The organism is Spongiibacter marinus (assembly GCF_016906995.1).
Lineage (GTDB): Bacteria > Pseudomonadota > Gammaproteobacteria > Pseudomonadales > Spongiibacteraceae > Spongiibacter > Spongiibacter marinus.
This window is the reverse complement of the sequence record NZ_JAFBBD010000009.1, coordinates 12,956-31,834: the sequence shown is the minus strand read 5'-3', so window position 1 is coordinate 31,834 and position 18,879 is coordinate 12,956. Positions and strand designations below refer to the sequence as shown.

General features: G+C 55.1%; 18 protein-coding genes. 14 read left to right on the top strand and 4 right to left on the bottom strand.

Features of this window, described 5'->3' with window-relative positions:
- Positions 1-64: 64 nt before the first annotated feature.
- Positions 65-1,378, top strand: a complete 1,314-nt coding sequence (locus HNR64_RS14245; protein WP_001189491.1) for an ATP-binding protein — start codon at positions 65-67, stop codon at positions 1,376-1,378.
- Between the two features lie 61 nt (positions 1,379-1,439).
- Here the strand turns inward: HNR64_RS14245 and HNR64_RS14240 are convergent, their stop codons facing one another.
- Positions 1,440-1,754, bottom strand: a complete 315-nt coding sequence (locus HNR64_RS14240) for a P-II family nitrogen regulator (protein ID WP_204997100.1) — start codon at positions 1,752-1,754, stop codon at positions 1,440-1,442.
- 1 nt (position 1,755) lies between these two features.
- Positions 1,756-2,745 (bottom strand): sodium-dependent bicarbonate transport family permease, encoded by a 990-nt coding sequence (locus HNR64_RS14235; protein ID WP_204997099.1) that lies wholly within the window; start codon positions 2,743-2,745, stop codon positions 1,756-1,758.
- A 50-nt stretch (positions 2,746-2,795) separates the two neighbouring features.
- On the opposite strand from HNR64_RS14235, the gene HNR64_RS14230 reads away from it, so the two are divergent.
- From HNR64_RS14230 to HNR64_RS14205, 6 genes are all read left to right on the top strand, one after another.
- Complete coding sequence (locus tag HNR64_RS14230; RefSeq protein WP_204997098.1) at positions 2,796-3,020, top strand: hypothetical protein; 225 nt, start codon at positions 2,796-2,798, stop codon at positions 3,018-3,020.
- Between the two features lie 139 nt (positions 3,021-3,159).
- Positions 3,160-4,059 (top strand): transcriptional activator NhaR, encoded by a 900-nt coding sequence (nhaR, locus tag HNR64_RS14225; protein WP_204997097.1) that lies wholly within the window; start codon positions 3,160-3,162, stop codon positions 4,057-4,059.
- 71 nt (positions 4,060-4,130) lie between these two features.
- Positions 4,131-4,751: a guanylate kinase gene (gmk, locus tag HNR64_RS14220; RefSeq protein ID WP_204997096.1), complete on the top strand. Its 621-nt coding sequence runs from the start codon at positions 4,131-4,133 to the stop codon at positions 4,749-4,751.
- Positions 4,752-4,832: 81 nt separating this feature from the next.
- Entirely contained in the window at positions 4,833-5,096 is a 264-nt protein-coding gene (rpoZ, locus tag HNR64_RS14215; protein WP_204997095.1) for a DNA-directed RNA polymerase subunit omega, read from the top strand.
- A gap of 21 nt (positions 5,097-5,117) precedes the next feature.
- Positions 5,118-7,304 (top strand): bifunctional GTP diphosphokinase/guanosine-3',5'-bis pyrophosphate 3'-pyrophosphohydrolase, encoded by a 2,187-nt coding sequence (gene spoT, locus HNR64_RS14210; protein ID WP_204997094.1) that lies wholly within the window; start codon positions 5,118-5,120, stop codon positions 7,302-7,304.
- A 52-nt stretch (positions 7,305-7,356) separates the two neighbouring features.
- Positions 7,357-7,740: a RidA family protein gene (locus HNR64_RS14205; protein WP_204997093.1), complete on the top strand. Its 384-nt coding sequence runs from the start codon at positions 7,357-7,359 to the stop codon at positions 7,738-7,740.
- Positions 7,741-7,743: 3 nt separating this feature from the next.
- Here the strand turns inward: HNR64_RS14205 and HNR64_RS14200 are convergent, their stop codons facing one another.
- Positions 7,744-8,604 (bottom strand): SDR family oxidoreductase, encoded by an 861-nt coding sequence (locus tag HNR64_RS14200; RefSeq protein WP_204997092.1) that lies wholly within the window; start codon positions 8,602-8,604, stop codon positions 7,744-7,746.
- A 96-nt stretch (positions 8,605-8,700) separates the two neighbouring features.
- On the opposite strand from HNR64_RS14200, the gene HNR64_RS14195 reads away from it, so the two are divergent.
- From HNR64_RS14195 to recG, 3 genes are all read left to right on the top strand, one after another.
- Positions 8,701-9,699, top strand: a complete 999-nt coding sequence (locus HNR64_RS14195; protein WP_204997091.1) for an NAD(P)H-quinone oxidoreductase — start codon at positions 8,701-8,703, stop codon at positions 9,697-9,699.
- 68 nt (positions 9,700-9,767) lie between these two features.
- Positions 9,768-10,691: a LysR substrate-binding domain-containing protein gene (locus HNR64_RS14190; protein ID WP_204997090.1), complete on the top strand. Its 924-nt coding sequence runs from the start codon at positions 9,768-9,770 to the stop codon at positions 10,689-10,691.
- Complete coding sequence (recG, locus tag HNR64_RS14185) at positions 10,688-12,763, top strand: ATP-dependent DNA helicase RecG (RefSeq protein ID WP_204997089.1); 2,076 nt, start codon at positions 10,688-10,690, stop codon at positions 12,761-12,763. The genes HNR64_RS14190 and recG overlap by 4 nt, the downstream gene beginning before the upstream one ends.
- A gap of 19 nt (positions 12,764-12,782) precedes the next feature.
- Here recG and HNR64_RS14180 read toward each other — a convergent pair whose 3' ends face one another.
- The gene (locus tag HNR64_RS14180; RefSeq protein ID WP_204997088.1) at positions 12,783-13,493 is read right to left on the bottom strand and encodes a hypothetical protein; all 711 of its coding nucleotides are present in this window, start codon (positions 13,491-13,493) and stop codon (positions 12,783-12,785) included.
- Between the two features lie 508 nt (positions 13,494-14,001).
- Here HNR64_RS14180 and HNR64_RS14175 point away from each other — a divergent pair.
- The 4 genes from HNR64_RS14175 (at position 14,002) to HNR64_RS14160 (ending at position 18,867) form a co-directional block, all read left to right on the top strand.
- A complete protein-coding gene (locus tag HNR64_RS14175; protein WP_204997087.1) occupies positions 14,002-14,412 on the top strand; it encodes a hypothetical protein in 411 nt (136 codons plus the stop codon).
- A 26-nt stretch (positions 14,413-14,438) separates the two neighbouring features.
- The gene (locus HNR64_RS14170) at positions 14,439-14,933 is read left to right on the top strand and encodes a GNAT family N-acetyltransferase (protein WP_204997086.1); all 495 of its coding nucleotides are present in this window, start codon (positions 14,439-14,441) and stop codon (positions 14,931-14,933) included.
- 145 nt (positions 14,934-15,078) lie between these two features.
- On the top strand, positions 15,079-16,692 hold the full coding sequence (locus HNR64_RS14165; protein WP_204997085.1) for an ABC-F family ATP-binding cassette domain-containing protein: 1,614 nt from the start codon (positions 15,079-15,081) through the stop codon (positions 16,690-16,692).
- A 69-nt stretch (positions 16,693-16,761) separates the two neighbouring features.
- On the top strand, positions 16,762-18,867 hold the full coding sequence (locus HNR64_RS14160; protein ID WP_204997084.1) for a TonB-dependent receptor: 2,106 nt from the start codon (positions 16,762-16,764) through the stop codon (positions 18,865-18,867).
- Positions 18,868-18,879: the final 12 nt, after the last annotated feature.

The window sequence follows — 18,879 nt, the reverse complement described above, 5'->3', positions numbered from 1 at the left end:
GCGTAAAAGTGTAGACTGAGTTATACTACAGGCAGTTAACAGTCTTAATTGGCGGGAAATGACAATGCAGCGCAACTTACTCAACGCCCTAATAGCATGGAAAAGTCAACCTGTGCGCAAGCCATTATTGATCGATGGCGCAAGACAAACAGGTAAAACCTATCTACTGCAAGAGTTGTTTGGGAATACCTTTGCCAACATCCTTCGTATCGACTTCCTTGAAAACCCAGCTTACAAAGAAGCGTTCGATGGCTCGTTGTCACCTGACGAGCTAGTAATGAACATTGAGTTGTTAACCAACCAAGCGTTCAATCCAGACACCGACTTGCTGATATTAGATGAAATTGGCGAATGTGAACGAGCCGTTACTTCGCTGAAGTATTTTGCCGAAAAAGCACCGTCCTATTTTGTCGCAGCCAGCGGTTCAAATATTGGTTTGCTCAACACCTTCCCTGTGGGCAAGGTAGAACAATACAATTTACGACCACTGACCTTCCAAGAATTTATTTACGCATCCAACGAGCAAGCACTGATCAAAGCATTTGATAGTCAAGCAAGCACACCGGCGGTGCACACTAAATTGATGGATAAACTCACTGACTATTTTTTTACCGGTGGTATGCCGGAAGCCGTTTCTGCTTGGTATCAGTTTAAGGATTCAAGCATTCTAGAGCGTGTTGAAAAAGTCACAAAAATTCATGCCGATTTAGTTGAAGGTTATCGCCGCGATTTCGGTAAGTACGCGGGCAAGGTCGATGCCACACTGATTGAATCGGTGTTTAATAGCATTCCAGCCCAGCTATCACTTGTCAGCGATGAGTCAGTTAAACGCTTTAAATTTAAGCATGTGCATGAGCGTAAATCTCGTTATAGCGATTTTGAAACCGCGATCCATTGGCTTAACTGCTGCCGCTTAGCTTTGCCAAACTACCCTATTGAAGGATTACCTAAATCTCCGTTGGCGGCCTATAAAAAAGACAATATGGTTAAACTATTTCTGTTTGATGTGGGCCTGCTCAATCATATGCTGGGCAGCAGTTATAAAGAGATTAAGCAACAAAACTATGAATACAAAGGCTATGTGGCTGAAAACTTTGTGCAACAAGAGCTCACAGCTATTGGCGTTGACCCAAGCTATTCATGGAATGACGCCCGCGCCGAAATCGAATTTATTTTGGCGACCGATGAAGGCGATATCATCCCTGTGGAAGTCAAAAGTGGTAAACGTACAAGAGCAAAATCGTTGGCATCCTACGTTGAAAAATGTACTCCAAATAAAACCTTTAAGTTAACGGGTACACAAGGCTCTTCAGCGTTAGAACAAACCAATATCGTGATGCCTTTGTATTTCACGCAGTATTTACCAGAGAGATGGTAAAGGCACGTTGCCTAGCCCCGAAGGTCTACACAATGAGCAGATCCAGAATATTGAGTAGCCCCTAAAACCGCTCAGGTCGTATGACTTCAACATCGGAGATCACGACGATCTCCGCGTAGTCGTCAAAGAACTCTGCGCAGCCTTCGACAATCCGCTCGGCAACCTCATCGTCGGTGATCACGTTGAGCTGGATGTTTTTCAGCACTAAGCTCAGGTCGTCGGGCTCGCCCTGCCGGCCGTTGAAATCGGCCCCTGAAACATAGTGGTGAACGGTGTAACCCGTCGCCCCGGCTTCTTTTATCAACTCCAGCAGCCGATCTAACAACAGCGCTTCGGCGACAATTTCGATACGCTTTTTCCGGTGTCTCTGCAGCATGTTAATTCACTCCTTGCAGTAACATCGCCAGTTGAAAATACAGTGGAATACCCGCGATAACGTTGAAGGGAAAAGTGACCGCAAGGGAGGTGGTGATGTACAACGATGCCTTGGCTTGCGGCAGTGCCAGGCGCATTGCGGCGGGCACAACGATGTATGATGCGCTGGCGCACAGCACTGCCAGCAATGTGGTCTCACCTAACCCTAAGTCCAGCAAGGCACTAACGGCCAAGCCGAGCGCGGCACCAATTAGCGGCATGTAGAGACCAAAGGCGACCAGCGCAACGCCCACTCGGCGAAATTCCCCAAGGCGGCGACCCACTAATAAGCCCATGTCGAGCAAGAACAAGCAGAGCAAACCGTAGAAAGGCGCTTTAACGAAGGCGTCTACCTGCGCTAACCCGGGCTTACCGACCAGGTAACCAATCGCCAAACTCCCTAGCAACATCACGACACTGCCGTTGAGCAAGCTGTCTTTTAAGCGCAGTTTTGGACGGTTATTCTGCTTGCCCTGTTGGCGCAAATACGGCGCTGCCAGAATCAGGCCCGACAGAATGGCAGGGGTTTCCATTAGCGCCAGCATCGCCACCATATACCCCTCGTAGTCAATGCCTTGCTGGGTTAGGAAGCCCACCGCCGCCATAAAGGTCACAACGCTAATCGAGCCGTAATGTGCGGCAATCGCCGCCGCATCAATCGGTTGCACGCGGGTGGCAAATTTCAGCAAGGCGAACGCAATAAAGGGGATGAGGAAACTCAGTGCAATGCCGGCAAGTAGCAGCGCGATAAGCGCGGGCGTGATCGCGTTTTCGCTTAACTCGACGCCGCCCTTGAAGCCGATAGCCAGCAGTAAATAAATAGATAGCGCCTTGCCCATACCCTCGGGAAGCTCGAGGTCGGCCTTGGCACTTGCGGCGAGCACCCCCAGCACAAAGAACAAGATCGCCGGGCTGGTTAAGTTGGCAATCGCCGTGGCAAGTAGCGACTCCATCACCCCTCCCTAGCTGGCGGCAGGGCCAGTGGCACGAGTTGAGGTTCATTGTGCAAACGCTGCCAAGCGCCATCCACGGCGAGCAAAATGTCATCGCACACTGCCTGAAAAACCCACTGCCGCCGACGCCTGAGCTGCACGACCAGCAGGCAGCACAGGCCGCCTTTGCTGGCGACCCGGCTGAGCAAAACATGTATCGCCATCACTTTGCGAGAGGATCGCCGGCGCAGAGCACTGAATTTAGACTCAATCCTAGCGATGAGATTCGGGCTTAATACCACTTCCTTTGTTTGAATTTCTAAGCGCATAACATTCCCTCCTAGCAGGTGGAGGTGCTAGCTTAGCGAGGGACCAAATAACGAAAAAGTCGATTTTTAATGACTAATAATCAACTTTTTGTTGATTATAGTTGCCATGCAGAATATCAACTTTAAGCATCTTTATTACTTTTGGATGGTCGCCCGCGAAGGCTCGATTAGTCGCGCCAGCGAAGCGTTAAACATTACGCCGCAAACCATCAGCGCCCAGCTCACTACGCTGGAATCACGCTGGGAGGTGCCGCTATTCACCCGCGAGGGGCGAAGCTTGCGCCTGACCGAAGCCGGTAAATTTGTGCAGAGCTATGCCGATGCGATCTTCTCGCTGGGTGCCGAGTTAGACATCGCCCTGCAGCAACAGCAGCTGGATCAGGCCGAAAAACTCACGGTTGGCGCGGTGGATGTTCTGCCAAAACTGATTACTCACTTGGTGCTAAAACCATTTATCGGCCAAGCATCCAGCCCCAGTCTGGTGTGCAAAGAAGGCAAGTTTGACGAGCTACTACCCCAACTGGCGATGCATAAATTAGATGTGCTACTCAGTGATCGGCCGGTTCCTCCTGCGCCGAACCTCCGGCTATACAATCACCGCCTGGGCGAGTGCGGCGTTAGCATTTTGGCGGCGCCGTCGCTGATCGACGACGCGGCGGGCGAGTTCCCCAATAATTTGAATCATCAACCGTTTCTGCTGCCAACCACGAATAACACCCTGCGCAGTGCACTAGAGCAATGGTTTGCCGAGCAGGGCATCGCGCCCCACATTGTGGCCGAGTTTGACGACAGCGCGCTGGTAAAAGCCTTCGGCCACGCCGGCGCCGGTTTTTTTGCCTGCCCAAGCGCCATTGAAGAGCAGGTGTGCAAACAATACTCCGTTGCCCTGGCCGGGCGCATAGAGGGTATTCGCGAGCAGTTTTACGCCATTTCCACCGAGAAAAAGCTGAAGAAAGCGGCGGTCATCGCGCTGACTGAAAACGCTCGCGACCAATTATTCAAATAGTCTGCAAACCGTGCGAACATACCCACAATAACCAGCCGTCACCGATAACCACATCACAGGACACCGCCACAATGCAGCAAAGCCAGGGCACCCTTTTTACCGTATCCGCCCCCTCGGGCGCCGGCAAAACCAGCCTGGTTGCAAGACTGCTCGACGAGATGGACGACGTGCAAGTTTCGATCTCTCACACCACCCGCGATATGCGCCCCGGTGAGGTGGACGGCGTCAATTACCACTTTGTCAGCCACGACACCTTTGAGTCGATGCTGCGCAGTGCCGCCTTTCTGGAGCACGCCCAGGTTTTTGACAACCACTACGGCACCTCCCAAAAGTGGGTTGAGAACACCTTAAACAGCGGTCGCGACGTGATTCTCGAGATCGACTGGCAGGGCGCTCAACAGGTCCGCAAATTACTGCCGGAGACGGTATCAATCTTTATTTTGCCGCCTTCCCAAAACGCTCTGCGTGAACGCCTAACCGGACGCGGGCAGGATGAAGAGTCGGTGATTAGCCGCCGCATGGCCGCTGCCGTCGAGGAAATGTCGCACTTTGTTGAAGGCGACTACGTTGTGATCAACGACGATTTTGAAACCGCCCTGCAAGAGCTAAAGGCCATTCTGCTGAGTCACCGCCTGCGCCTGAACCGCCAACAACAGCGTCACCGTGACTTACTCACGGCACTGCTGACATAGCGCTGCGAAGTTTGATAGACTGTGGATAACTGGCGGTGGTGCCTGTTACCACTGCGATTCAGCACATTCAGGAACATTTTCATGGCCCGTATTACTGTAGAAGACTGCCTCTCGGCAGTAGACAATCGTTTTGAGTTGGTAATGGTTTCCAGCAAGCGTGCTCGCGCTATCGCCACTGGCGGCAAAGAGCCACTGGTTACCGAGGAAGGCGACAAGCCAACAGTACTGGCGCTGCGTGAAATTGCCGAAGGCAAAATTACCCGCGAAGAAATCATGGCCGCCGACGCGGTAGCAGAAGAGCCCGAGCTGGACCTGGGTGTTGAGCTGGGCGCTCAGCCTCTGTAAAAACCTTGGCCCGGGGTGTCGATGCACCAATACAGCTTTTTCAATTACCAACACGGTAAGCCTGAACCGGCGCAATCCATCGACGCCCTCGCCGAAACCCTGAGTAATTACCTCTCTGCCTCACAGGTGGATCAGGTTCGGCGCGCCTATTACTACGCCGAACAAGCCCACGAAGGGCAGAATCGCCGCAGCGGCGAACCCTATGTTACCCATCCTCTAGCCGTGGCCGGCATATTGTCGGAAATGCGCCTCGATGCGCAGAGCCTCATGGCGGCAATGCTGCACGACGTCATCGAAGACACCGCCGTTAGCAAGCAAGACCTCAGCGAGCAATTCGGCGACGCGGTTGCCGAGCTGGTAGACGGCGTGTCCAAGCTGACCCGGATTGAATTCCAGTCCAAAGCGGAGCAGCAGGCGGAAAACTTTCAGAAAATGGCCCTGGCAATGGCCAAGGACATTCGCGTTATTCTCGTCAAATTAGCCGACCGCTTGCACAATATGCGAACCCTCGGTGTGATGCCGCCGCCAAAACGCCGCCGTATCGCCCGCGAGACACTGGAAATATACGCCCCCATTGCCCAGCGCCTGGGTATGCACAACATCCGCGTGGAATTTGAAGACCTCGGCTTTCAGGCCATGCACCCCATGCGCGCGCAGCGCATCAGCAAGGCCATTCGCACACGCTTTGGCGACCGCAGCAAAACCATCGCCAATATTCAGGAAAGCCTGGAAAACTGCCTGTTGGAAGAGGGGCACAAAGCCCACGTTGTCGGTCGCGAAAAACACTTGTTTAGCATTTACAGCAAAATGCGCAACAAGCGGAAGTCGCTGAAAGAAATCATGGACCTGTATGCCTTTCGCATCGTTGTCGACTCTGTCGACAGCTGCTACCGCGCACTCGGCTGCGTCCACGGCCTCTACAAACCTGTGCCAGGGCAATTTAAAGACTACATTGCCATTCCCAAAGCCAACGGTTATCAATCCCTGCACACCGTACTCTTCGGCATGCAGGGCGTGCCCATTGAAATCCAGATCCGCACGCAGGAGATGGAGGAAATGGCCAATAACGGGATTGCTGCCCACTGGCTGTACAAGTCTAACGAGCAAGATGCCCGCGGCAATTCCAGCCATGCACGCGCTCGCCAGTGGGTACAAGGCCTGCTGGAAATGCAGCAACGCGCTGGCGACTCGCTGGAATTTATCGAAAACGTGAAGATCGACCTCTTCCCGGACGAGGTCTATGTATTCACCCCGCGCGGCGACATTATGGAATTGCCGGCTGGCGCCACCGCGGTCGATTTCGCCTACGCGGTACACAGCGATGTGGGCAATTCCTGCGTTGCTTGCCGAATCAACCGCCGCCTGGCACCGCTGTCTGAAGCCTTGCAAAGCGGGCAGACCGTTGAGGTCATTACCACCCCCGGCGCCCAGCCCAACCCGGCGTGGCTGCACTTTGTGGTTACCGCAAAAGCGCGCAGCGGCATTCGCCACTTCCTAAAACATCAGCGCCGCACCGAGGCAGTGAGCCTCGGCCGCCGAATGCTGGAGCGCGCCTTAGGCAGCATGGATGAGCAGCTGGATAACTTCAGCGACGAGCACTTGGAACAGCTCGTCGACGCTACGCAGAGCAAATCGGCCGACAATATTTTTGAACAAATAGGCCTGGGCAACCGCGTTGCCTACCTCACCGCCCGACAGTTACTGACCCTGCGCGACCAACTCAGCGACGACGATGACAATGCACCGCCTGCCACCAGCCAGCGGCAGACCATGGTCATTCACGGCACCGAAGGATTTTTGGTTAATTTCGCCCGCTGCTGCTACCCCATTCCCGGCGACCACATCGTTGGTATCGTCAGCGCAGAGAAAGGCGTGGTGGTGCACTGTGAGAACTGCCACAACAGCATTGACCTGAGAAACACCCCTGAGCGCGTCGTACCGCTGAGCTGGGCCGATGATATTGACCGCGACTTCTCCGTAGAGCTCAAAGTCGAGCTGAGCAAACAGCGCGGCATCATTGCCGTGCTTGCCACTCGGGTAAATGGCGCAGAGGCCAGCATAGAAAAGATCAGTGTTGAAGACGAGAACCCGAAGATCAGCACCATCCACTTAGTGATTGGCGTGCGCTCACGTGTTCACCTCGCCAGCATCATGCGCCGTATTCGCAATATTCCCGCGGTAATAAAAGTGACCCGCGAAAAACACTAGCCCCTGTTAACACTCATTAGTCGGCCACCGGCGTGGCGATAAGGATACTTCTGTGAGCACTAAAACCATCATCAGCACCGACAAGGCCCCAGCGGCCATTGGCCCCTACTCGCAAGCGGTAAAAACCGGCAACATGGTGTTTTTGTCGGGCCAAATCCCATTGATCCCCGAAACGATGGAAATGATCGAAGGCGGGATAAGCGAACAGAGCCAGCAAGTGTTTAAAAATTTGACCGCCGTTGCCGAGGCCGCTGGCGGCAGTTTGAACGATGCCGTAAAAGTGAATATCTCCCTCACCGACCTCGGCGACTTTGCTGCCGTAAACGAGGTGATGGCGTCGGTATTTGATGAGCCCTACCCCGCGCGCGCCTGCGTACAAGTTGCCGCTTTACCGCGCGGCGCGATGGTGGAGATTGAGGTTATTCTCGCCCTTTAACAGTCAAGCCGACCGCGCGTCGCTGAGCACTTGAACAAAGCCGCTGCGATAGTCGGGGTGCAGGAATTCGTAGCCGCTGTCGCGCAGGCGGCGGTTACTACAGCGCTTGCTGCCGGTTCGTGAAATGGGTGCCCCGTTTTGCAGGTAGGGGACGTCGAGCTGCTCGGCCAACCAGCGCTGCACGGTTTGGATCGCTACCGGCAGGTCGTCAACACCCAAGTAACAACTCGCCACTGACTCACCGCCGTCAACCTTATCAATCAAGTGCGCCAGCACCCCAACGCAATCGTCCCGGTGAATACGATTGCTGTAGTGCAGTGGCTCGTCCGGCACACACTCACCCGCCTTCACCTTAGCGATCATTTGCAAACGCCCCGGGCCATAAATACCGGCGAAACGCACAATACTGTGCGGCCAGCCCGTGTCGGCAATCTGCTGCTCTGCTCGCAAAATGCTTTGCCCGGAAAAGCGACTGGGGGTCGTCGGACTATCTTCGTCGACCCATTCGTGGCTGCTCTGGTCGTACACACCACTGCTGGAAACAAATAACAGCAGCTTGGGCGGCTCGACGATAGATTCCAAAATCACCGCGAGCGCCTCTTCAAAAATTTTGCGATAGCCTTCCGGGTTATAGCCATTGGGCGTGAGCGTCATTACGATGTAGTCGGCCTGCAAGGGCCCCAAAGCTCGTATGCTGCTGGGCTGCGCAAGGTCAGCTGACAAACCCTCTACACCCGCTGGCAACTTGCTAACATCACGGCGCATACCCTGCACATGCCAGCCCTTGGCCAAGTAGCGTGCCGCCAGTCCACCACCAATATCGCCGCAACCAACGATCAACAGCCGCTTCGTACTCGCGTTCATGTTCCCACCTTAGTCGGTTCAAGCCCAAGCTCAGCTCAGGCATACTTGGGCACATTCGCCCTCGCAGGTCGGGGAGCATAGCAAAGGGGAACAACAATGACAGCGCTTCCAACACACGTTCGCTGCGTTAACGTCAACGATGACCACAGCCTGGTAATTGGCGAGCAGCCGCTGCCTAAATGCGGCGCCGGCGAACTGTTGATTGCCGTGTCTGCTGCGGGTGTTAACCGGCCCGACTTAATGCAGCGCTATGGCCTTTACCCCCCTCCGGCTGACGCCAGTCCGATTCTCGGCTTGGAGGTTGCCGGGCGTGTTGCGGCCATCGGCGAAGGCGTAAGCGGCTGGCAAATTGGCGACCGCGTGTGCGCGCTGTGTAACGGCGGTGGCTATAGCGACTACGTCGCCGTGCCCGCCGGGCAGTGCCTACCCATTCCCGATGCCTTAAATGACGTGCAAGCAGCGGCACTGCCCGAGACCTACTTCACCGTTTGGCACAATGTCTTTGAGCGCGGCGCCTTGCAACCCGGCGAGTCGTTTCTGGTACACGGCGGCAGCAGCGGTATCGGCACCACCGCCATCGCACTGGCTGGCGCCTTCGGCGCTAAGGTATTCACCACCGCAGGCAGCGCCGAAAAATGCGCCGCCTGCGAATCGCTTGGCGCGAGCATTGCCGTCAATTACCGGGAGCAGGATTTTGTCGAACAACTGCGCGCAGCCACCAACGGCCGCGGTGTCGATGTGATTCTGGATATGGTTGGCGGCGATTATATCCGCCGCGATATCGACCTTGCCGCCGAGGATGGCCGCATTGTTTTTATCGCCTTCCAAGGTGGCTTTGCCGCCGAGCTGAACTTCTTGCCGGTGTTAATGAAGCGGCTCACCCTCAGCGCATCCACCCTTCGCGCGCAGAGCCGAGACCAAAAAGCCGCCATTGCCAGCGCCCTGCGCGAACGCGTGTGGCCATTGCTGGCTCGCGGTGAGCTGCAGCCCGCCATCGACAGTGTCTACCCCCTTGAGCAGGTTGCCGACGCCCATTCGCGCATGGAGAGCAGCGAGCATATTGGCAAGCTGATACTGGATCTGCAGCGCCACTAGTAGGCAGGCCAGAGTCGTCGGTGTACACTGCTGCGCTATAGTCTAAAACTATCGAACCAGGCAATTTTGTGACGCTAACAGAATTACGCTACATCATCGCGCTTCAGGAAACCGGACATTTTGGCAAGGCCGCCGAGCGCTGCTTTGTTAGCCAACCCACCCTCAGTGTGGCGGTTAAAAAGCTTGAAGAGGAATTAGCGGTAAGCCTGTTCGAACGCAGCCGCGGCCAGGTGACCTGCACACCTATCGGCGAGCAGATTATCGAGCAATCCCGGTACGTGCTGGAACAGAGCGAGCGGATTCGCGAACTGGCCGCTCAGGGGCGCGACCCTCTGGGCAGCCCCATGGCGCTGGGCGCCATTCACACCGTCGGCCCCTATCTTTATCCGCGCGCCATCCCCCGCATCCGCGAACTCGCGCCGCAAATGCCACTGTATGTTGAGGAAAATATGACGGCGATTCTTCGCGGTCGCCTGCGCAGCGGCAAGCTCGACGCCATCGTTATTGCCCTGCCCTTCAATGAACCCGAGGTGGTTACCCAAACGCTCTACGACGAGCCCTTTGTGGTGCTGCTGCCGGGCGATCACCCACTGGCCGCGAAGTCCCATATTAAGCACAGCGACCTGTATCAGCAAAACGTATTGTTGCTGGGCGAAGGCCATTGTTTTCGCGACCAAGTGCTCGCCGCTTGCCCCGGACTACAGCAGCACCTGGCCCGCAGTGACCGCCTGCTTCAGTCAGTAGTTGAGGGCAGTTCTTTGGAAACCCTCAAACACATGGTGGCCTCCAAACTCGGCATCAGCATTTTGCCTTTGTCCGCCGCCCAAGTCGGGCCCTACGGCGACGGTATGTTGTGCACTCGGCCCTTTGCCGGCACACCGCCCACGCGGGAAATTGCCCTGGCCTGGCGGGCCAGCTTCCCCCGCCACCAAGCCATCGACGTTATCAGTCAGGCGATCAAAACCGCCCACAGCGATTACCCCACCACATGACCCAAGCCCTGCACCAACTTGATGTAAGTTCGCTCAAGGGCGTAGGTCCAAAGCTGAGAGAAAAGCTCAAAAAGCTCGGACTACACACTGTGCAAGATCTGCTTTTCCACCTGCCACTGCGCTACCAGGATCGCACCCGCATCTGCCCTATCGGCGCCTTGCAACCCGGCAACGATGTGGTGATCGAAGGCGAAGTACTCGCCGCCGATATCACTTTCGGGCGACGGCGCAGCCTGGTTTGTCGGCTGCGCGACGGCACTGGCACCACAACACTGCGCTTCTTTCACTTCAACGCCGCGCAGAAACAACAACTCAGTAAAGGCGCGAGACTGCGCTGTTTTGGCGAGGCCCGGCGCGGCGCCAGCGGCCTGGAGTTTTACCATCCGGAGTACACCGTTCGGCAAGGGGAGGCAGTTGCTCCCGTCGAGGACCGGCTGACGCCCATTTACCCAAGCACGGAGGGGTTTGCTCAAACCAGCTGGCGAAAACTATGCGGCCAAGCCCTGCACTATCTCGATACTCACCCCATTACCGAATGGCTACCGCCGACGGCACTGCCAGGCCGCTGGACACTGGCCGAGGCACTGCGCTATTTGCATCATCCACCGGCAGACGCCTCGCTTGAGCTACTGCAATCTGGCCAGCACCCCAGTCAGCAGCGCCTCGCCTTTGAGGAATTGCTGGCCCATAACCTGGCGCTGCAAAAATTGCGCGTCGAGGCCCGCCGCTTTGGCGCGCCCCGGCTCGACGGCCCCGATGATCTCGAAAACGCCTTTCTCGACGGCCTGGGTTTCACCCTTACCTCAGCGCAGCAGCGCGTTGCCGATGAAATCCGCCGCGACCTACACCAGGGCGCGCCTATGCTGCGCTTGGTGCAAGGTGATGTCGGCAGTGGCAAAACCGCCGTTGCTGCACTCGCCGCGCTGCGCGCCGCCGCCAGCGGTTATCAGGTTGCCATCATGGCGCCCACCGAGATCCTCGCCGAGCAGCACTTCCACAACTTCAGCCAATGGCTGGCCCCGCTCAATCTGGAGGTTGCCTGGCTCAGCGGCAAGCAAAAAGGCAAAGCCCGAACCGCTGCCCAACAGCGCATTGCCGAGCACAAAGCGCACGTGGTGGTAGGCACCCACGCGCTGTTTCAAGACGAGGTAATATTCGCCAAACTCGGCCTGGTTATTGTCGACGAACAACACCGCTTCGGTGTGCACCAACGCCTCGCTCTCAAACAGAAAGGCGAGGATCAGGTCGGCCATCCCCACCAGTTGATTATGACGGCCACGCCCATTCCCAGAACGCTGGCAATGACCGCCTACGCTGACCTGGATACCTCCGTCATCGACGAGTTGCCACCGGGGCGCAGCCCGATAAATACCGTGGTGCTTGCCAACGACCGGCGCGAGCAAATTGTCGAACGGCTGCGCGCCGTCTGTCAAAGTGGCCAACAAGCCTATTGGGTATGCACCTTGATCGAAGAGTCAGACAAATTACAGGCGCAAGCCGCCGAGGTGAGCTGGCAACAACTCAAGAACGCACTGCCGGAATTGAATGTCGGCTTGGTGCACGGGCGCATGAAAGCCGCCGAAAAGGCCGCCATGATGGCAGATTTCAAGGCCGCAAAAGTCGATTTGCTGGTCGCAACAACGGTTATTGAAGTCGGCGTTGATGTCCCCAACGCCACGCTGATGATTATCGAAAATGCCGAGCGCTTGGGACTCGCCCAACTCCACCAACTGCGCGGGCGAGTGGGCAGAGGACATCAACAAAGCCATTGCGTACTGCTCTACCAAAGTCCGTTGTCGCGCAATGGCCGCCAGCGCTTATCTGCACTACGCGACAGCAACGACGGCTTTGTCATCGCCGAACAAGACCTGCAACTTCGCGGCCCCGGCGAAGTCCTCGGCACCCGTCAAACCGGGCTAATGAGCTTTAAAATTGCCGACCTGCAACGCGACGAAGAATTACTGGACAGCGTGCGAGAACAAGCGCGCCTACTCAGTGAACACCACCCACAAAATGTTCAGCCTCTCATCGATCGCTGGCTGGCCGAGCGCACACTTTACGCCAGCGTATAATAAAGTGCATGAAACCCGCTTATATAGCCTTTAGCGATTTTTCGTACATTTTTTTGCCTAGATAAATACTGAGTAGCCAAAATGACACTGCGGTGAAGTTATTGTAATCAGCCCATAGAACCGGCAGAACAAAAAATAAATAAATTGTAGCCACGTAGAGGATTTTTTTATTCTCGACGACATGCTTGAAATGCTCATCCTTAACGGCGTTATCCAGAATATAGTAAATGCTCAAGCCCATCAGCGATAGCAACGAGCTAACAATCAGCAATTCAGTACTCGGGTCATACTGGTAGTGTGCAAGCCCGTTACCGATCGCAACTATGCTTGCGGCTATGACTACGAGAAAAAAATACCCCCACCCTTTATCAACTAACTTCGATAGCGGCTGTGGAGCTAGAAACGCTACCGAAAGGCAAATAACACCAATACCCAGCGTATCTATACTCTCTTCATTAAAACTGAGGATGAAGCTGGTAATACTAGACGGGACTAGCGCCAAGAACGACTCGGACTCTTGAAGAAAATCATGCAGCGACCCCGAAGATGCGATGCCAATACCCGTGCAAAACAATACGAGTACAACGAACTCTTTTGCCCTAAGCAGCCAATATGCAGTCGCAATAATAAGTATTCCACCAAAAACTGGCTGATACTTTTCCCTAATCATATTGCTTTCGCTGAGATAGATTGTTAAAAGCAATGCGAACAAGCTCGCGGTTGCTTTCAAGGTATATGTAGACCGGTGTGAAATGGAATGAATACAAACAAGCCAACATAGACAGGATCAAGCCGAACTTGGACAGCTGCTCTACAGCTGTATATTCAGATCTCAGATCGACAAATGACGCCGTAAACACATCAAAATAATCACTATTAAGATAAATTCCGGCGTAAATACCTACTAGTACAAGTAGCCCCACTGAAAATTCACGATTAAAATCCATTTTCAATTGAATATTTCCCTTTGACTGATTACTTGAATTTATCAGTATTCTAAGTATCCATACTCAAAACGTAGAGCAAAAAAATTACCATAAATAACACTATTGAATAGTAGTTAAACTGCCGGTGGCCTGCTGAGTCAGCTCTGTCGATGTTGCTGGATTGCATGGGAAATGCGCTCAGTAGTGTAATCCCCGGCACTTTATTCATGAAGACTCCCCGCAGGAAATCGGCCAGGCTATCGCCCAGTGGCTACAAACGCGCTAAGCGGTTATTAACGTGTTGAGAGAACAATGAACCCACTTTCTCTAGTACTAATTTTTAAGATCCTCGGCACCGTAATCCTCTGGTGCCTACCACTGCTGTTATTCCCGGCGACCATGCTGGAAAGCCTCGGCCTCCCGGCGCAGAACAGCTATATGTTCGTTCGCCTACTGGGCTGGGCATATTTAGCCCTGTGTGTGGGTTATGGCTTTGCGCTGCGTGAAGCTCTCCGAGGGCGGCGCCTGATAGGGCCGATCTGGGTGGGCATCGTCAGCAACGGCGGAGCGTGTCTGTACCTCCTGTATTTCGGGAGCATCGGCACATGGAGTCAGTGGGGCGCCAGCCTACAATTTATCGCCTGGGGCTCAGTTTTTGCGACAGCATTGATTACGCTTGGCCTCTTTTTATTTGGCGTGCGTGGCCAAGAGCCCCTCGCCTAATCACGGTAGTGTGCAGGTATATTTTTATGCAAATTAGAGACGCCAAAGACAGTGACTGGGATCAAATCTGGCCATTTTTCCAAGATATTGCACAAGCGGCAGAAACCTATGCCTACGAACCGGACATCGACAAACACGCAGCACAAAACCTGTGGATGCAATTACCTCGACGCACCTTTGTAGCAGAGGAAGACGGTGTCGTACTCGGCAGTTATTACATAAAAACGAATCAAGCCGGCCCCGGTAATCATGTATGTAACTGCGGTTATATGGTTTCCTCCGCAGCTCGAGGCCGAGGGCTTGCCACCGCGATGTGCGAGCACTCTCAACGTCTTGCACTTGAATTGGGCTATAAAGCAATGCAGTTCAATTTCGTTGCGTCGAGCAATGAGGGAGCGGTTAGACTCTGGCGCAAACTTGGCTTTGATATCGTTGGTCACATTCCCAATGCCTTTAATCACCCAAAGCAGGGATACGTTGACGCCTTCGTAATGTACAAGTGGCTGGCAGCAGAAAGTTGACCCTGTGAACGAATCATTTATAGTCATCGGACATTCCTCCCAATAAGGAGTCTTCGTCCAGTGAACAATTAATGCCTCCGTCTCTAAGACGGCCGTTCTCGTCCCCAGTGCTATGGGGTGGTTCTTGGCGTTTATGGTATTCACAATGACGAAGCTTCTTCTGACACTGGAAAATGTGTCTTATTCACTGCCGAATGGCAGCACTCTCTTCACAAATGTACACGCTCAACTCAGCGACACGTCAGTGGGCTTGGTGGGCCGCAATGGCGTGGGCAAAAGTGTGTTAGCACGCATCCTCGCCAAGCAAGTGGCCCCGACATCGGGTCATTGCCATCACTACGGGTCGGTGTACTACCTGCCGCAACAACTGCCGCTAACTGCCAAGACAACGCTGGCCGAGCTGGCCGGGGTGGGCCCCGAAATCGGTGCGCTGGCACGTATTGAGCAAGGCAGTGTTGACCCCAATGATTTCAAAATACTCGGGGAGCGCTGGGATATTCGTCAGGAACTACAGCAAATAGTCGCCTCGGCCGGACTCGCCGCCACCCCCGCAGCAACGCTCGCCTGCAAGCTCAGCGGCGGCCAGGCCATGCGCATCGCGCTGGCCGGAGCAATGCACGCAAAACCCGACTTGCTGATTTTGGACGAGCCCAGTAATCACCTGGATGGCGAGCATCGCCAGGCCCTTATTCAGCAACTACAAAATTGGAAGAGTGGCCTGCTCGTCATTAGCCATGACCGGCAGCTGCTTAATACGCTTGAACATATCATCGAGCTTTCTCCGTCTGGCCTGAGTCACTACGGCGGCAACTACGCCTTTTATTCACAGCGCAAGGCAGCTGAACAGCGTGTGGCGCTGGAAACCCTTCAACAGAGTAAACGACAACGCAGGCGCGAGGAGCGCGGCATGCAGCAACACCGCGAGCGTATCGCTCGTCGTCAGGCGCGGGGCAAAACGCAGCGCAGGGAAGGCAGCCAATCAAAGCTCATCCTCGACAGCCGGCAGCAGCGCAGCGAAAACGCATCTGGAAAACTGCAACGCCAACATGATGCCAGACGAAACTCGCTGGTGGGGACCATTCACAGCGCGCAAAAAGCGCTCGATAACGCCGCCGTTATCGCGGTGCACAGCCCCAACCAGGGCCGCCACTCCCGCCGTGTTGCCGAGTTCAACGACGTTCAGCTGCCCTTCGTTTCGCACTCTACACCGCTGAACATTACGCTCACCACGCAGCATAAGGTCGGGATTGTCGGCCCAAATGGCAGCGGCAAATCCACTTTGCTGCAGGTGATTGCCGGGGTACTGAAACCCCGCAGTGGCGACGTTTATACAACGAAGCAATGCGCCTACCTCGACCAACACCTCAGCGCCCTGGATCCGCAGCGCTCGGCGTTAGCACAGTTGCGTGAGATCAGCCCCGGCACCCCCGAAGAACAGCAGCGCATGCGCCTGGCCCAACTGGGTTTAGGGCCCGATAAATTGCTTGCCCCCTGCCGCGAGCTCAGCGGCGGTGAGCAACTTAAGGCTTATCTGGCCTGCCTGTTATACGCCGACTCACCACCCAACTTGCTATTGTTGGACGAGCCCAGCAACCATCTCGACCTGCCCTCACTGAGCGCTCTGGAATCTATGCTGCGCGACTATTCCGGCTGTTTGGTGGTGGTCTCTCACGACAGCTACTTTTTATCTGAGCTTCAGTTAAGCCATCGACTACAACTCAGCCCGCCGCACTGGCAACTGGAACCCTGGCGAGACTAATTTATTATTGATAACGATTATCAACTACTCTACCATTCCCAAAATTTCTCGCCCTCTCAAGGACCGACCATGCGCCAGCCACCTTCGTTTTACCGCTGCCTACTTTGCACCAGCCTCACCGTACTGGCATTGCCAGCCCATGCCGATGACAAGGTTGAAGAAGTGGTAGTCACTGCCAGCCGTGTCGAAAAACCACTGAGCACGATCCCCAATACCGTCACCGTTATTGATCAAGCAGCTCTTGCTCAGCAGCTGTCTATTCAAAACGATCTTTCCAGTGTGTTGGGAAAACTGATCCCCAGCTTTTCGCCAGCGCGCCAAAAGATGACCAACGCCGGAGAGACCTTGCGAGGCCGCAAGCCGCTGTATTTGATTGACGGCATTCCCCAATCCAACCCCTTGCGCAGCGGTGGCCGCGACGGCCATACCATCTCTCCACTGATGCTCGAACGTGTGGAAGTCTTGCACGGCGCCAACGCCATTCACGGGCTCGGCGCGGCCGGCGGTATCATTAACCTGATCACCAAACGCCCCACGGAAACCCTTGAGCAAAGCCTGCGCGTTGACGTCGGCTTTCAAACCGAGCGCGTCAGCGAAAGCCTGGACCGGGGGGTGCACTACAGCGTTTCCAATCGTATCGACCAATTCGACGTGTTGGCCAGCGTGGGCTTTCGCGACAATGGCATCGCATACGACGCCAACGGTGAGGTGATTGGGGTCGACAACACACAGGGCGATACCATGGCCTCTGAGCAATATGATGTCTTCCTGAAAACCGGTTACAACTGGAATGACCAGCGCGTCGAACTGATGGTCAATCGCTTCAATGTCGAAAGCGACCACAAGTGGACCTCGGTTCCCGGCGACGTGGATGCCGACATCCCCACCACCGCCATCCGCGCGGAACTGCCCGCCGAAGGTGCGCGCAACCGCGTTACCACTATCGGCTTAAGCTACGAGAACCCCGAGATACTCGGGCATAGCCTGCGGGTTCAGGCATTCAAGCAAGATTTCGAAGCCACATACGGGGCTCAAATTACCCCGATAGCCACGTTTCAGGACCCAGCGTACGGGCCAGACCTGATTGACCAGTCGCAGAATAACTCCGAGAAAATTGGCGCCAAAATTACCCTGGCCAAAGATCAGGTCGGCGGCCTGCCGCTATCTTTGGTTTACGGCATCGACATCCTGCAAGACAAAACCTGGCAAGAGCTGGTGCAAACCGGCCGCGCCTGGGTACCAGAAACCCGCTACAACAACTACGCACCCTACCTGCAAGCCGAATTCACCGGCATTGAAAATGCCACACTAACGGCGGGAGTACGCCACGAAGAATCCAAGCTCGATGTGGATGACTTTACCACCCTGTTCCGCTACGGCAGCCAATTCGTGAAGGGCGGCGCGCCCGATTTTTCAGAAACCCTGTACAACATCGGCGGCACGTATCAGTTCACCGAGCGCTGGCGCGCATTTGCCAATTACGCCGAGGCCTTTTCCATGCCCGATGTCGGCCGCGTATTGCGAGGCATTGATCAGCCAGACCAGGACGTTGAGTCCTTTTTGAACCTGCAGCCTATTCTCACTGAAAACAGCGAATTTGGCGTTGAATACGACAACGGCACCGTGAATGCACAGCTGAGCTACTATGTTTCCGACTCGGACTTCGGCCAGCGTTTGCAACGCGGCGCAGACGGGATATACACCGTTAAGCGCGAGAAAACCGAAGTTGATGGCATTGAAATGCGCCTGGCATGGAATGCCACGGAGGCCGACATCTTTGACCTGCGCTACGCACAGGCAGAGGGTCGTTACGACTCTGACCAGGACGGTAAAGTGGACTCAGACCTCGGCGGCACCAACATTTCACCGGACCGCGTGAACCTCAGTTGGCAGCGCCAGTGGACCCCCGCGCTCAGCTCGCGTATTCAGGTGAACCACCTGCGCGAACGCCGCGTGAAAGACAGCAACGATGTTACCGTCAATCAGTTTGACGGCTACACCACCGTCGATGCCAGCGCTGAGATGAATGTCGGCCCCGGCGTGCTGAGCGTGTCAGTCCAGAATCTGACTAACCGCGACTACTACACCTATTATTCGCAGAGCAGCCCCAACGACCTGCGCAACTTCAAAGGCATTGGTCGCAGCTTTGGTATGGCCTACCAGCTGAATTTCTAAGGCGCTTTTCGC

Bases quoted from the DNA above. Each gene is read 5' to 3' on its own strand.
- HNR64_RS14175 (WP_204997087.1), top strand. From the start codon at position 14,002: ATGAACCCACTTTCTCTAGTACTAATTTTTAAGATCCTCGGCACCGTA.
- rpoZ (WP_204997095.1), top strand. From the start codon at position 4,833: ATGGCCCGTATTACTGTAGAAGACTGCCTCTCGGCAGTAGACAATCGT.
- HNR64_RS14165 (WP_204997085.1), top strand. From the start codon at position 15,079: ATGACGAAGCTTCTTCTGACACTGGAAAATGTGTCTTATTCACTGCCG.
- HNR64_RS14170 (WP_204997086.1), top strand. From the start codon at position 14,439: ATGCAAATTAGAGACGCCAAAGACAGTGACTGGGATCAAATCTGGCCA.
- HNR64_RS14235 (WP_204997099.1), bottom strand. From the start codon at position 2,745: ATGGAGTCGCTACTTGCCACGGCGATTGCCAACTTAACCAGCCCGGCG.
- recG (WP_204997089.1), top strand. From the start codon at position 10,688: ATGACCCAAGCCCTGCACCAACTTGATGTAAGTTCGCTCAAGGGCGTA.
- HNR64_RS14195 (WP_204997091.1), top strand. From the start codon at position 8,701: ATGACAGCGCTTCCAACACACGTTCGCTGCGTTAACGTCAACGATGAC.
- HNR64_RS14160 (WP_204997084.1), top strand. From the start codon at position 16,762: ATGCGCCAGCCACCTTCGTTTTACCGCTGCCTACTTTGCACCAGCCTC.
- HNR64_RS14240 (WP_204997100.1), bottom strand. From the start codon at position 1,754: ATGCTGCAGAGACACCGGAAAAAGCGTATCGAAATTGTCGCCGAAGCG.
- HNR64_RS14200 (WP_204997092.1), bottom strand. From the start codon at position 8,604: ATGAACGCGAGTACGAAGCGGCTGTTGATCGTTGGTTGCGGCGATATT.
- gmk (WP_204997096.1), top strand. From the start codon at position 4,131: ATGCAGCAAAGCCAGGGCACCCTTTTTACCGTATCCGCCCCCTCGGGC.
- spoT (WP_204997094.1), top strand. From the start codon at position 5,118: ATGCACCAATACAGCTTTTTCAATTACCAACACGGTAAGCCTGAACCG.
- nhaR (WP_204997097.1), top strand. From the start codon at position 3,160: ATGCAGAATATCAACTTTAAGCATCTTTATTACTTTTGGATGGTCGCC.
- HNR64_RS14245 (WP_001189491.1), top strand. From the start codon at position 65: ATGCAGCGCAACTTACTCAACGCCCTAATAGCATGGAAAAGTCAACCT.